Source organism: Mycobacterium simulans (assembly GCF_900232995.1).
GTDB lineage: Bacteria > Actinomycetota > Actinomycetes > Mycobacteriales > Mycobacteriaceae > Mycobacterium > Mycobacterium simulans.
In genome coordinates, this window is the sequence record NZ_OCVX01000003.1 from 1,285,583 (window position 1) to 1,298,723 (window position 13,141).

General features: G+C 63.6%; 11 protein-coding genes and 1 pseudogene. 2 read left to right on the top strand and 10 right to left on the bottom strand.

Annotation, left to right across the window (positions count from 1 at the left end):
- Nucleotides 1-100: 100 nt before the first annotated feature.
- The 8 genes and pseudogenes from eccCa to espM form a co-directional block, all read right to left on the bottom strand.
- Nucleotides 101-2,329 (bottom strand): annotated as a pseudogene (gene eccCa / locus MSIMFI_RS06540) (type VII secretion protein EccCa); the annotation flags it as partial.
- Complete coding sequence (gene eccB, locus MSIMFI_RS06545; RefSeq protein WP_191496594.1) at nucleotides 2,326-3,771, bottom strand: type VII secretion protein EccB; 1,446 nt, start codon at nucleotides 3,769-3,771, stop codon at nucleotides 2,326-2,328. The pseudogene eccCa and the gene eccB, both read right to left, overlap by 4 nt.
- 3 nt (nucleotides 3,772-3,774) lie before the next feature.
- On the bottom strand, nucleotides 3,775-5,496 hold the full coding sequence (eccA, locus tag MSIMFI_RS06550) for a type VII secretion AAA-ATPase EccA (RefSeq protein WP_191496595.1): 1,722 nt from the start codon (nucleotides 5,494-5,496) through the stop codon (nucleotides 3,775-3,777).
- Nucleotides 5,493-6,041 carry a DUF2694 domain-containing protein gene (locus MSIMFI_RS06555; RefSeq protein WP_191496596.1) on the bottom strand — a complete coding sequence of 183 codons (549 nt, stop codon included), beginning with the start codon at nucleotides 6,039-6,041 and terminating at the stop codon, nucleotides 5,493-5,495. Before MSIMFI_RS06555 ends, eccA begins: the two co-directional genes overlap by 4 nt.
- 41 nt (nucleotides 6,042-6,082) lie before the next feature.
- Nucleotides 6,083-6,934, bottom strand: coding sequence for an ESX secretion-associated protein EspG (locus tag MSIMFI_RS06560; RefSeq protein WP_191496597.1), 852 nt, complete (start codon nucleotides 6,932-6,934; stop codon nucleotides 6,083-6,085).
- A gap of 2 nt (nucleotides 6,935-6,936) precedes the next feature.
- Nucleotides 6,937-7,248: an ESX-1 secretion-associated protein gene (locus MSIMFI_RS06565; RefSeq protein ID WP_186245376.1), complete on the bottom strand. Its 312-nt coding sequence runs from the start codon at nucleotides 7,246-7,248 to the stop codon at nucleotides 6,937-6,939.
- Between the two features lie 90 nt (nucleotides 7,249-7,338).
- A complete protein-coding gene (locus MSIMFI_RS06570; RefSeq protein WP_191496598.1) occupies nucleotides 7,339-8,598 on the bottom strand; it encodes an EspA/EspE family type VII secretion system effector in 1,260 nt (419 codons plus the stop codon).
- A 235-nt stretch (nucleotides 8,599-8,833) separates the two neighbouring features.
- Nucleotides 8,834-9,925 carry an ESX-1 type VII secretion system transcriptional regulator EspM gene (espM, locus tag MSIMFI_RS06575; RefSeq protein WP_191498059.1) on the bottom strand — a complete coding sequence of 364 codons (1,092 nt, stop codon included), beginning with the start codon at nucleotides 9,923-9,925 and terminating at the stop codon, nucleotides 8,834-8,836.
- A gap of 449 nt (nucleotides 9,926-10,374) precedes the next feature.
- On the opposite strand from espM, the gene MSIMFI_RS06580 reads away from it, so the two are divergent.
- Nucleotides 10,375-10,662: a WhiB family transcriptional regulator gene (locus MSIMFI_RS06580; RefSeq protein ID WP_186246051.1), complete on the top strand. Its 288-nt coding sequence runs from the start codon at nucleotides 10,375-10,377 to the stop codon at nucleotides 10,660-10,662.
- Nucleotides 10,663-10,783: 121 nt separating this feature from the next.
- Here the strand turns inward: MSIMFI_RS06580 and MSIMFI_RS06585 are convergent, their stop codons facing one another.
- Together MSIMFI_RS06585 and MSIMFI_RS06590 are read right to left on the bottom strand one after the other, a co-directional pair.
- Entirely contained in the window at nucleotides 10,784-11,233 is a 450-nt protein-coding gene (locus MSIMFI_RS06585) for a nitroreductase family deazaflavin-dependent oxidoreductase (RefSeq protein WP_191496599.1), read from the bottom strand.
- Nucleotides 11,234-11,243: 10 nt separating this feature from the next.
- Nucleotides 11,244-12,080, bottom strand: a complete 837-nt coding sequence (locus MSIMFI_RS06590) for an NmrA family NAD(P)-binding protein (protein WP_191496600.1) — start codon at nucleotides 12,078-12,080, stop codon at nucleotides 11,244-11,246.
- 112 nt (nucleotides 12,081-12,192) lie between these two features.
- On the opposite strand from MSIMFI_RS06590, the gene sigI reads away from it, so the two are divergent.
- Nucleotides 12,193-13,053, top strand: coding sequence for an RNA polymerase sigma factor SigI (sigI, locus tag MSIMFI_RS06595; protein ID WP_191496601.1), 861 nt, complete (start codon nucleotides 12,193-12,195; stop codon nucleotides 13,051-13,053).
- The last annotated feature ends 88 nt before the right edge of the window (nucleotides 13,054-13,141 follow it).

A 13,141-nucleotide genomic window follows, 5' to 3' on the forward strand; every position in this document is an offset into this window, starting at 1 on the left:
GTGTGAACGCTCCCCCGCGAGCGGGAGACGCTCCCACCTCCATCGCCGGAGCCTCCTCGGTGGCCGTCGCCTCCTCCATCACCGGAGCCTCCTCGATCGCGGTCGGAGCATCCATGACGGGCGCCGCGGTGAACTTGCGGATCCGCACGGCCTGCTTGGCGGCCTGCCGGCTGGGCCCGGTTCCGTCGCCGTTGGTTTCGACCCCTGCCGGCGGAACGTATGGGCCACTGATATAGAAGGTGCTGAACTTAACCGGGTCTTCCATGCCGACCCGGAGAAACCCAACACCACTTTCCTTGTTCGTGATGTACTGCGCTTCCGGCGTTCCGATGACTGCCTTGGACTCGTGAGAGCTGGTGGTACGCAAGGCAATACGGTACGTGAGGTTAGGCTCGAGCTTGTCGATGCGAACCCCGCCGGTTTGCAGCGACTGGGTCGCCAGCAGCAGATGCACGCGCAGTGATCGTCCGACACGGCAGATCCGGTCGAATAGCCCGATGAAGTCCGGGTGACTTTGCAGCAGTTCCGCGAACTCATCGACGACCACGAAAAGCGTAGGCAGTGGCGGTAAATCGGCGCCACGCTCTCGATACTTCTCGTACTCGGCCACGCCGGAAAGCGCGCCGGCGGCGCCGACCTTCATCCCGGCCTGGCGCAGGATCGTCTGACGGCGGTCGAGTTCGCCGGTCAGCACCTCACCCATGCGGCTGACCAACTCGGCTTCCTCGGCCATATTGGTCACGACGGCCGCCGTGTGCGGAAGCTTTTCCATCCCAAGGAATGTCGAGCCACCCTTGAAGTCGGTCAGCAGCAGGTTCACTTGGTCGGGGTGGGTCATGGCCACCAACGATAGGATCAAGGTGCGCAGAAATTCGGACTTCCCGGACCCGGTGGTACCGATGAGCATGCCGTGCGGTCCGGCGCCGAATTCCGCGCCTTCCTTGATATCCAGGTACATGACATTGCCGGTCTTGAGCTCGTGGCCGAACGGAATCTTGAGCCGGTCCCGGTCGGTGTCGGTGTACATCCGCCAACGCGAGGGAGTTATCTCCTCCACCGTCTTGGCTCCGACCAGTTGGTGCCATTCGCTGGCCACCTTCTTCTGGACGCGTTGCGTCTTGTCCAGGATGGTGCCCGTGATAGACCATCCCGCCAGCTTTCGGGCAAGTCGAGTCGCGGCTTGCGGCGTCATGCTATCGGTGGTCGATGTCACCAGGCGGAACTGCTGGCCGGGCAGCCGGTCATCGGCGGTACCGTCCTCGTCGACCCTGATGCGATACGCCGAGCCGCGGTGGTTGCCAAGGGTGATCACCGTGACCCCGGCCCTGCCGTCCGGCGGAAATCCTGCCTTGCCGCCGGTGAGGTCTACGACGACGACATAAGGACCGGTGGGCAACGTGTCGGGTGCGTGCGGTCCGCGCGCTGCCAAATCGGCCAAACCGTCCGGGCGGGTGTAGATCATCCGGACCGCCCCGGCGGCATCCGTGTCGGTCTGATGCTGAACGTGCGGAAGCCATTTCAGCCAGGACCAGTCGGGATCCTCGGGGTCTTCGGTGAGCACTCGGATCTGCAGCAGATCCGGCGGATGGAAAACCGCCAGATGGCAGATCATCGCGGCGAGCAACCGGTCCGCCCCCGGACGGGCGCCGCCGATGGCGATCGTTGGAAATGTGCGCAGCTGCAACAGCTTCGGGCAGTCGTGGATCAGCCCGTGGGTACGCAGGAACTTGACCACCCACATGTGGCTGACCGGCTCCAGATAGGGCTGAGGCGCCGCGGTCGCCGCCGCCAATTCCCCGCCGACGGCCGGTTTCAGTAACCGATCCACCGCGGGCTGGTCGCCGATACCGATACGGGTGGCAGCGTAGAAATCGCTGTTGGCCGGTCGAGACCACTGCTGTTGGGTGCCGACGATCGACAACAGATCATCTGGATGGGGCGCGTGGTAGGAGAAGAACGCCACCTGAGAGCTGGCCGAGGACGTCACTCGCGAGCGTAGTCCGGCCAGATAGCGCAGGTATTCCTTTCGGTCGGCGTTGATTTCGGGCACCTTCTTGCCGCCGCCGCCGGTGCCGCCGGCCATGCCGCCGACCATCATCATGACCATCATTAGCGGCATCATCAGCATGTAGGGCGACAACTGCTTGCCGCCGGCGAACATGATGGCGATCATGCCGAGCATGCATCCGCCCATGACATAGGGAAGGGCCTTCTGGACGCCCGACGGCGGGATGTCGATGCCGAGGTCATCCGGTGGGGTGAGGCTGATCTCGCCAGGGGTCAGCCGCGGGCCGCGAGTGATGGTCGGGGTGAACTTCTTGGTAGTCATGAGGAGGCTCCGGGGGTTCCGGCTGGAATTTTTCGGGGGCTTGGGTCAGCGGGCAGCGTTTCGTGCTCGAGCAGGGCAGCTTCCTTGGATAGCACCGGACCATCAACCAGGAGACGGATCACTTCCCAGGGCGCGGTCTTGGGCGAGCTCAAGCCCAGCGCCTTGGCTGCATCCGCGTTCGGCACCCCGTAACGCACACCCTCCGGGTCGACGTAATACATCGATTCGCCGTAGCGAGGATCTGGCGATTGCAGCTGCACGAACTTGCCGCCGTCGATGTAAACCGTTGCGGTCCCTTGGATCTGCTTGATCCCGGCGCTCATCGTCGAGGCCGGGATCGGCAGGTGTCGGCCGGACAGCACTGTGGTCTTTGGTGACTGGTCGCCGGTGGCGCGTTCCCAGCTCCAGCACAGCGTGGGTTCGTCGGGCCGGGACAGGATTTCGAGTGGGTCGTTCGGAAGCGGTGATGCGTAAACCCGTTCGGGGATTCTGACGACCAAACTCGGCACTACCGCGGGAGGCGCGACCAATCCGTGTGATTGGGTGGCGCGCAGCGCTTGCGCGGTGGTGGTGTTCACCTGCGCGATCCCGTCGGGCAGCACCACATAGTATTGCGGCCCTTTGTCCGTATGGATCTGGAAAACCGACCCGATCACCAAATCGTCAGGGAGACCAAGAGTATTGGGTGTGCCCGAGCCGGGTATCGGGGGCAGTTGCCAGGACCCAATGTTGGGCAATGCGTTGAACATGCCTTCCGAAATGGGAACCGGCTTGGCTGTGACCGGAATTCCCATGGCCGAGCCGATCGCGCGGTCGCTCAGATCGATCGAGTGCCGCCCCTTTGACGTGACGATCCATGTTTGGCCCTGGTACGACGCGAGCACGGCCTCGTTTGCGTGAAGTGGATCTATCGACGGGTCGATTTGCAGCGGCATCGCCAGCACCGCCGTCTGCACCGCGGGTGAAGCCGTGTCGGCCCTGGAGACGGTGTCGCACAGGGTCCAGGTCGATTTCGAGTCCCCCGAAACCGGTGTGGCGTAAGGGGCTCCGGGGATTCCGATGGTCTGGCCCAGGGGCAGCTTGCCGAGTTCAGAAGATTTCACGGTCGCCGGATTGCCCGGGTTGCCCAGCACCAGCCGCGCCGACGTCAGGTTATAGACGGGATGCAATTGCCCGGACAGGATCACATAGAGCTGGTTGGTGGCGCGATCGGTGAGAAGGCTGGCGCCGCCCAGCTTTCCTTGTGGTTTGAAGTACGCCAGCAGCCCCGCGCCCACCAGGATCAGTACCGCAATCACAATGCCAAGCCCGACCGAGCGGCTGTAGAACTGCAGGGGGTCGTCGAACATGCGGGTGTCGCGCCGCACGATGGCGTGCTCGAGCCGGCGAAGCAGGAAGCGCCAGCCGCTAACCTGAACCTTGGTGGTCAGGCGAAGCCCCATGTTTCACTCTCTCATGTTGAGGTGTGCATGCACCGCGGCGATCGCCTCGGCCATGTCCGCGCCGTTGATCTCTTGTAGACGATCCACGTCTAGAGCCTCGATGTCGAGGCCCTGCGCCAGTCGCATGTCCCGGCATTGCTCGGCGGCTTCGACCAATTGTCGTGCGTAGCGGCCATTTCCGGCGATATCGAGGGCCGCTCGGCCACGCAAGGTGCGGTCATGCAACACCTTCGCGGCCTCCAGAAACGCGTCCGCCGCGTCGGCGCTCAACATCGAATCATTAGCGGAAGCAATGACTTTCGCGATCTCGAGAAGCTCCTCGGGGGTGTAGGTATCGAACTCGATGCGAGTGGCGAATCGAGACCGCAGGCCCTCATTGGTTTCCAGCAGCCGATCGATGTCGTTGGGGTAGCCGGCGATGATCACGACCAGCCGGTCGCGGTCGTTCTCCATCCGGGCCAGCAGGGTGTCCATCGCCTCCTGCCCGAACGGGTCGGTGCGTCCGTCTCGTTCCTGCACGAGCGCGTAGGCTTCGTCGATGAACAGCACGCCGTCGAGGGCCTGATCGATGGTCTTGGTGGTCTTGACCGCCGACTGCCCCTCATACTCGGCGACGAAGTCTTTTCGCGATGTCTCGACGAGCTTCGGTTCGGCGATGACCCCTAACCCGGCCAGGATGTTGGCCACCACGCGGGCGATCGTGGTCTTGCCGGTACCGGGTGGACCGGTGAAGATCATGTGCTTGCTGGGCTGGGCGACCTTCATCCCTTTGGCCGCCCGGACCCTGGCCAGCAGGGTGGCGGCGCGGTAGCGCTCGATTTGTATCTTGACCCGGGTCAGTCCGATTTGGCGGTCCAGTTCGGCCTGGGCTTCGGTCAGCAGCTTCTCGCGACCGGAATTGTCGGTGACTACGCTGCCCGGATCCCAGGGATCCGATCTGGAGGCGATCTGCTCGGCGGTGGTCGTCTTCAACCGATAGGACGAATCCTTCAGCGCCGCAGCCACTTTGGGATCCGGGTGGGTGGTCTGCAACCACTCCAGCAGCGCCACGGCGGCGTCCTCGTTACCCTGGCTGCGCCGGGCCATCGCCAAGAACCACGCGATGGCGCGGGCGCATGCTTCGCCGGCGGGGGAGTCATTGGCTTCGGTGAGGCGGCGTTCGGCCTCTGTGAACAGGCCAAGGTTGGCCGCGGCCACCCCGTGCGCGACGCCGGCGGCGCCGGCCAGGAACTTGTCCGGCCACTTCCCGGCACCCTTGACTTCATCGGTGACATCGGTCCAGCGTTCGGCCGCGCCGTAAATCACCGCCTTGAGCCAGGCCACCAGATGTTCTGAGCCAGCAACGGAGCTGGCCTCAATGGCCTCCAGCGCGTCCGCGTAATTGCCTTGCTCCGCTTCACATGCTGCGAACCCCATGGTGATCGCCAGGGGTGAAGTGACCGGGTAGGTGATGTCGCCGTAGAGCCCGCCGATGGGAACCCTGGCCCCCAAGGTGCTCATCGAGATCTGCACCGAACCCGCCAACTGCCCGAAGTTGCGGCGCGAGTACCAGGCGCGGAACAGCGTCACCCGGTCGGTATCGCCGCAGCGAATCCGGCCAACCCAGGCGTCGCACGCCGACTCGTCGTAATTCGTGATCTCAGTGAACAGGTCCATGGCACGCGCCTCCGACAACGGCAACATGCCGACGGCACTTTCGAACAGACCGGCCAGGCGATCAGTCATTTATCACCGTTGTAGCGGGAGGTGTAGTCAACGTCGTAACGGGTGGCGAAGACTTCTGCTTCGGCCGCCGCCGCCTGTTCCGGCGTCGGCAAATTCAGGGTCATCTGCACGAACTCGAGGAGGGAGGCGCTTTGCTCCTCGCCCTCGCCAGTCATCTCCTTCATGTTCTCGACCATGAAGGTGTGCTGGGCTCCCCGCGCCTTTTGCCGGGCCAAGTCGGCGATGACGAATATTTCGTCCGCGAGGCCCGATTCGGTCATGCTGGACGCTTTGTCCGTCACCGTGACCTGGTGGACCCGGCCGTCCATCATCGCCGTTACCGACACCGACCCTTGCGGGTTGGTCACGGTGAACAACGCCACGTCGGGCTCTTCTTCTTTCTCGGTCAGCCCGTGCAGCGCGTCCAGGTCGGTTCCGGTGTCCTCGGTCTGGGTCGGCGCGTAATCGTCGAATGCATCGAGAGCCGACTCTTCGGGGGCACCGCCGCCGGAGAAATCCAGCGCACCGAGATCGTCGCCGTCGTAGTCGTTTCCGGGCAGGTCCACTGTGGCGTCCCTTTCTGAACTGGTAACCGAAGATTGAGGAGTCAGCCCCGGGCGGAGGCTGGGGCGTGATCTGAGGCGTGATCTAGCCAGGAGCCAGCAGGCAGCAGCTCCAACAGGCTGTCCAGTGCACGCTGCAGATTCTGCTGGGTGCCCGGGAGAAAGCTTCCGTATAGTTCACCGGCGACACGGCGGGGAAGCGATACCAGCCTGCCGTGCGCCGAGTCGAGAACGCCGGCCGCCGCTTGGGTGTGTGTCGTCGTGCCGCCGGGGTGACGTTGGCTGGCGACGATCTCTACCCAGCTGGTCGGATTGCTGACGATCTCGCTGTACAGGCGGGCACTGGCAGGTGCGACACCGTGCCGGGTCAGCTGGGCCGCGGTCGTGCACTCGGCCAATTCGCTTGCGACGCCGGTTAATGGTTCAACTTTGGCGGGTTCGGCATTCCCCAGCACGGTTGTCACCATGCCCGCCAGTCCGACCTGTGGGGCCACCAGCTGCAACACCAGCATGTCGCCGTCGCGCGCCGCCACGACATGGGTATCGCCCTTGCGGCACACCACAAATCGCACCATGACGCCGCCAACATCGCGCCGCCACCATCGAGCCTCTAGTGTCCGGTCCGGCCTGCTGAGCGTGTCGACCATCGCCGCGACCGCGGGGTGGGGCTGGCCGTAGTGGTCCAGCACTCCTTGGTCGGTGAGGTCACGCTGCACCTGGTCCCAGACGAGGTCTCTTAGGTCCTCTTGCGGAATGTTTTGCCGGATCCCAAGCGTGACTGGGAAATCGACCAGGTGCAACCGGTCGGCGATCACCAACGTGCCATCGACGGTGACCTCGACGCCGACGACGTCGTCGACGAGGCCCGCGCGACCGGTAGCGAGCGGACCGGACATGATCAACCGAAGATCTTGTCGATAATGCCGGCAAGGCCTTCGTCGGCATTGAGGTAAGCGCCCGCGGCCGCCAGAAGATTCGTGGCCAGCCCGCCGGTGACCCCTTGTAGGCCTGCGCCGGTGTTGCTGCGGTTGGTCTCGACTTCCTGCAACGCGTTGTTGAACTTCGACGTGAACGAACCGTGGGTGAGCGCTACCCGCTGGCTGATTCCTGAGACCGATGAGGTCGCTGTCTTGAGTTGGCCGACGATCTCGTTTTGCATGCCCGCCAGTACCTTCAGGAACGACGGCACGACATTGAGAACACCTGTCATGGGATGGACCCTCCTCTACGCTTAACTTTTTACTCGCTATGGCTGTGGGTTGCTATTGGTTTGACCGGCTAGGGTTGTGGGTTTACCGCGCTAAAGGACGGTGCCCCCACGGGTCTGCTGATCGCCACCGGTTCCCGCATCGATGGGTGCGCGCTCGGCGCCGCTCAAACCCGCGGCCGCACCCTCGTCGTCTTCTTCCTTCTTGTCGCTGACGAGTGTGGCCTGCTGGCTTCCCTGTTGCGCCTGCGAGGAGATCATCTGCGCCTGTTGACCGGCCATGCCGCCCAGCTGGCCCGGGCCACCGCCCGCCGCTGCCAGCTGTTGCAGCTGAGTCATGGTCGCAGCCACTGAACTCACGCCGGGCAACTGGGCAAAGTTGAGCAGGTTGGCGAAGCTGAGGGTGGGAAGACCGGCGAAGCCGCCCAAAAAGTCTGGCAGAGCGGCCAATTCGGTCCAAGTGGGCAGCTTGCCCAGGCTGCCGCCGAATCCGGGAATCAGGTCGCCCAAGCCGGGCAGGCCGGGGAATACATCGGGAATGCTGGGCAGCCCTGGGAGGCCTGGGAATCCAGGGATCGGTAAGCCGGGGATGGGCAAGTTGAGGTCGGGGAAGCCCGGAATGGACGGCCATTGGAACTCCGGCAAGCCCGGGATGGGCAGGTTGAAGTCCGGGATGCCAACTTCCGGTGGCCACTTGAAGTCGGGCAGACCCGGGATGTCGGGCAAGCCGGGGATCGGAATGTCGGGGATCTTCGGCGGCCACAGATCGTCGATGATGCCGGGGATGTCGATGTCGGGCAGTAGCCCCGCAAGATTGGGCAGGCTCGTCAGCATCGAGAGCAGCCTGCCGCCGATTCCCAGCAAGCTTGCCGCGTTCATCGCCGTCATGATCGTTAGGTAAAGCAGTGCGCCACCGACGACCGCCATAGCGAGCGCGCACGACGGGATTGCCAGCGCCACCGACGCGGCGTCGCCGACTATCCAAAGGTGATCTTCAAGCCATTTGCAGGCTTTGTACACGCCGTCGATCATCTTCTTCATTGCGCGCAGGACGCCACGCGTATCTGAGACGTGTCCGGCTTGATCTGATATCACGTTGCCGGTCAAATCGTCGAGATCACCCATTACCTTGGCGCGCAGCTGTTGTGCGATGTTCTGGTTCAAATAAGCATCCGCCGCCTGGCCGATCCAGCTTGTGCCCGGAATTGCCAGGCCCATCTTGTCGGCGACTTGCTTGAACAGTGACGAACCGGTGTTGAATATGTCGCCCGGGTCGGGGAGACCTTCACCCAGCAATAGCAACTGAGTGTAAATAAAGTTACCTGTGGTCTTGCACATCCGACTACCGGACATTTGAGTGGTTCCTTACGTTCGCTGTTCTGTGCACTGTTTCTTCATATGCACCCTTGCACCGCACGTTGAGCTTAGCAGCGCTCCGACGGGGGTAGATGCACGAATTTTTCGGTGAGGCTGGCATTTTCGCGCGCAAGGCATGACGGAACGCAAGGCGGAATTTCGGGGCAACGTTAATGTTCCCCATACCATCGGGTCCGAGCGCTGCAGCGTGTGATGACACCCGGAATCAACCTCAATTGATCTGACTTATGAGCGCTTCGATCGCTTCGGTTGCATCGGCTGGCAAAGCTTCCTCGGCTTCAGCGCGGACGATCATTTCTTCTGCCACTCCGGCCGCTTGAGCGGTCTCGGCAGTGGAAAGGTTCGCCCGTCGGCGGGCGGCATACAAGCGCTGCGCCAACGTGGCACCGGGGGCAGTTGCCGAAAGCGTCATCAATTTGTCGTGGTGGCGGCGAACTGCGCCGAGCGCCTTGATCAATTCCGGAGTAATCCGACTGATGCGGGTTGCTTGGACGGCAATTGCCTCCAGCTGGCGCAAATCGGCGAGGATCGGCGCCGCGCGCTCGGTGAAATCAGGATCCTGGGGAGACGGCAAGGCGGCGATGGCCAGGCTGCAGGTATCCACCGCGGCGGCGACGGCCTGTGCGATCAGCGACGCCGGACCCTCGGAAGTTGCCGCCTCTGGGGGCGCCGCGGGGTTTGGTGTTGCGCTCGATTGATGGGCGACGGAATCTCCCTGGCGGATGCGCGCGATAGTCCCCGCGGGCCACTGCAGCACTTCCTCGAGCTTCGCCCGGGTTCGTTCCCGAGGCCAACTACGGCCCTTTTCGAAGGCGATGAGGGCGCCCGCGTTGATGATCCCGTCGGCTGCCAGGCTGCGCTGACTAATGTCGAGTTCGCGACGGCGCGCCGCGGCTGCGGCACCAGCGCGGACCAGGCCCGGGTCCGCCTCGCTGCTGGCGGCGCCGATCGTGTCGTCTTGCGAACCGTCCGCCGATGGTTGTTCGATCCGGTGCTCCTGCGGCCGCTCTTGCCGGGACTTCGACGGCCTGACGACTTCGAAGGTCAACGCCTTGCCTCCAGTGGGATCGCCGAACCGGACGATTGTCTTGTCGCTGACGGTCACAGAGCTCTTGCGTCGTCCGTCGACGAACATACCGTTACGACTGTTGTCGACGATCCGCCACTGTCCATCTTCGGACACCGCTCGCAGATATTCCTGGGAGATTTGAGGATCATCGATCTGGATGCCGGCCTGCGGCTCGCGGCCAATGGTCACCCTGGGCTCGGCTGTGGGCTCGGCTTCGGATTTGGCGTGGGCCATCTGCGTAGATTCCTCGCTCGCAGGCACTAGGGCGGGCACCAGGGCGGTCGTTCCGCTTCCGATCATGCTAACCGTTGCACCCTTCCAATGCCATACCTTCGCTACGTTTTCTGATCCAGAGCCGTGGCGAGTCGTGGATCGGCGAGCCTCAGGTGAAACCGGACTTTCGCTACGGTTGAGCTTACACCGAACTATCGCGCCTCGAAACAGTTTGTGCGACGGCGCTCCGCTGAGCCGCTCATGGTCGCGTCGGATACACAGCCGATTTACAGGATATAAGCCCTGGTAATCGCAGGATGACGCAGTACGCTAGGCCCCCTCGGATCGAAGCCGTAGCACTGCTTATATATCTACCATCTACGAACTGTTGCACTGCAACGGTTAGTATTGTAGAGTTCTGCAGCAGGGATTGGGAAACCCTGCAACGCTTTCAGGAGGAACTAAAGATGATGACCGCAACGAGTCTGTACGAGGTCCCGCTGGGCGTTTGCACGCAAGACCCTGACCGTTGGACGGAGACTCCTGACGACGAGGCCAAGACGTTGTGCCGGGCCTGCCCCCGCCGTTGGGCGTGTGCCAAGGAGGCCGTCGAGTCGCCGGGTGCAGAAGGCCTGTGGGCCGGCGTGGTCATTCCCGACTCAGGCCGGGCGCGGGCATTCGCGTTGGGTCAGCTGCGATCCCTGGCGGAGCGCAACGGTTACCCGGTGCGTGAGCGGGTGGTTGCCCAATCGGCGTGACTCGCTGCCGCCTGGACCGCTGCTTCGAGGGGTCTGCGGTGGGGTGGTACTGAAGTGCCAAGCATGCACGCAGCGCGAGAAATCGAAAGATTTCTCGCGCTGTTTTGCGTTGCGAGGTGTCCTATGACACGGCAATCGGTTCGAATCGGAAAACGGTGAGCCGTCCCGCCAGCGCCTCGAATTCGTCGGCGGTTCCATCCCGCACCATGCCCGAACGCTTCGCGAATCCGACTCCGACCGGGACCTGGGACGGAAATGCGCGTAGTCCCGGGCGGGCTTCGTCGGCGCTCAACTCGATGATCCTGACCCGCCGGGAACGGCGTCCGCGCGCCAGTGTTCCGGTGCCGGCGGCTCGAGCGTTTGCCGCCCAGTCCGCGCCGGGATATCCGGCCACCACGTAGAGGCCGCCCCGAAATTCGAAGGGTGTCATCGGGGTGCTGCGTGGGCGGCCCGATTTGCGGCCGGGCACGGTCAATACCATGGCGGGGCCCGTCGGGATGCCAAGCTTCTGCACTGCCATCATCACCTTGTTCATCGGCTTGAGGTAACGCGGCGGTCGGGTATCGGACATCTACTGCCTCCTAGTTCGTGAACATTGCGCTGTGGAGGGACACCCAATGTGCGAACGTCAGCGCCGGACGGTCGAGGATCTTCTCCACGTCGTGGGTGACCAACGCGGGTTTGTCGAGCGAAGCAGCGAGCATGGCGAGATATGCGTCAGCGAATTCGGCGGAAAAACCCAAGCCAACAAACCGTTGCCGCACCGCGTCCGGTGGTACTTCCCGATAATGCAGCGGGCGTTTCAAGACGCCGCCGATGATCTCGACCAGCTCTGCGTTGGTCAATGTCTGCGGACCGGTCAGCGGGATCTTCTGCCCGACAAGGTCGTCGGTGAGCAACGCCCGGGCTGCGACCGCGGAAATGTCGCTTTCCACGATCGGCGCCGTGGACGCCGCGGCATACGGTCCGGCCACCACGTCACCGGCGCGGACCTGCGCCGACCACATGCCGGCGAAGTTCGTCGCAAAGACGCTGGGCCGCAGGCTCACCCACGCCAACCCGGAGTCGACGGCGAGCTGTTCGACCTCCTTGTTGCGGTCCCCGCGATAGCGTGATGGCTGCCTGGCGAAATCGTCGTCGGCGTTGATTGCCGACAGCGCAACCAGCTTGGTAACCCCGGCCGCCGCGGATAGGGCCACCACGTCGGCCATGCCCGGCCCCAAGGCGCGGGAGTTGAGAAACACCGCCGATGCTCCCCGGATCGCATCGGCGACCGATCGGACCACTTCGACCCCGTCGGGGAAGTCGGCGGTGTCGGCTGTGCGGGTGATCGCGCGCACGCGTGCGCCCGCGGCGACAAGTTCGGCAACGAGTGGGCGACCAACATTGCCGGTCGCGCCGGTAACGACAATGGTCATGGGATGGCTCCTTTGCAGCTGAGAATGTGCTCTCTTCTCAGGACGGGACTCGAGGTGGGAAAGTTACAGTCGGCACGAGTAACTTTTTCCGCCACCAAATCGTCGATGAGTCATGAACCAATCGCCGTCGCCGAGTGATCAGGTGGTCGAGGCCTGGCGCCGTCACCGCCCGTATCTGGTCAACCTCGGATACCAAATACTCGGAGACGTCGGCGACGCCGAAGATGTTGCGCAAGAAGCATTTCTGCGGCTGTCACGTGCTAACCCGGGCCAGATCGACGACGTCCGCGGCTGGCTCACCGTGGTGACCAGTCGGCTCTGTCTCGATCAGGTGCGTTCGGCGCGAGCCCGATATGAGAACCCGGGTGACCCGAGTGACATCGAACAAGAGGGCCAGCACCTGGACCCCGCAGACCGCATCACTCTCGACGACGAGATCCACGCTGCGCTCCTCGAAGTCCTGCGCAGGCTGAGTCCCGGGGAACGAGTGGCGTTCGTGCTGCACGACGTGTTCGCAGTCCCGTTTGACACAATTGCCGAAACCGTCGGCCGCCCGGTTGGTACCTGCCGTCAGCTGGCGCGCCGCGCGCGGGCCAAGTTCACTGCGGCACAACCGAAGTTGGGGAAGGTCGACCCCGCAGAGCACCAGCTCGTCACCGAGAAATTCATCACCGCATGCGCCAACGGCGACATTGCCGCGTTGACCGCAGTCCTGGATCCGACCGTCTGGGGGGTGGGTACGGTTCTCGCCGAGCCGCCGCCGCCACCACAGGTCAACCATGGGCCACACCAGGTCGGCACAAACCTGCTTCGCTATCTGGGGCCGGGCGTGACGCTGGTCAGTGGTCCCGCCGGACTGCCGGTGGTACTGGCATTCGCCGAACGGCGGCTCTTTGCTGTCATCGTGTTGACGATCCGCGGCGGCTTCGTCACCAAGATTGAAGCGACGGCCGATCCATCGGCGCGAGTGTGATGATGCCAGGGTGTCGCTTGGAGCCGGGCACACGAACACCCATTTCCGGCAGCGCCAACGACCGCGGCCGGTGTGGCGGACGTGACGA

Excerpts from the sequence above, each read along its gene's own strand:
- MSIMFI_RS06580 (WP_186246051.1), top strand. The coding sequence starts at position 10,375 with ATGACCGCAACGAGTCTGTACGAGGTCCCGCTGGGCGTTTGCACGCAA.
- MSIMFI_RS06590 (WP_191496600.1), bottom strand. The coding sequence starts at position 12,080 with ATGACCATTGTCGTTACCGGCGCGACCGGCAATGTTGGTCGCCCACTC.
- MSIMFI_RS06560 (WP_191496597.1), bottom strand. The coding sequence starts at position 6,934 with ATGTCCGGTCCGCTCGCTACCGGTCGCGCGGGCCTCGTCGACGACGTC.
- espM (WP_191498059.1), bottom strand. The coding sequence starts at position 9,925 with ATGGCCCACGCCAAATCCGAAGCCGAGCCCACAGCCGAGCCCAGGGTG.
- MSIMFI_RS06565 (WP_186245376.1), bottom strand. The coding sequence starts at position 7,248 with ATGACAGGTGTTCTCAATGTCGTGCCGTCGTTCCTGAAGGTACTGGCG.
- MSIMFI_RS06585 (WP_191496599.1), bottom strand. The coding sequence starts at position 11,233 with ATGTCCGATACCCGACCGCCGCGTTACCTCAAGCCGATGAACAAGGTG.
- MSIMFI_RS06570 (WP_191496598.1), bottom strand. The coding sequence starts at position 8,598 with ATGTCCGGTAGTCGGATGTGCAAGACCACAGGTAACTTTATTTACACT.
- eccB (WP_191496594.1), bottom strand. The coding sequence starts at position 3,771 with ATGGGGCTTCGCCTGACCACCAAGGTTCAGGTTAGCGGCTGGCGCTTC.
- sigI (WP_191496601.1), top strand. The coding sequence starts at position 12,193 with ATGAACCAATCGCCGTCGCCGAGTGATCAGGTGGTCGAGGCCTGGCGC.
- eccA (WP_191496595.1), bottom strand. The coding sequence starts at position 5,496 with ATGACTGATCGCCTGGCCGGTCTGTTCGAAAGTGCCGTCGGCATGTTG.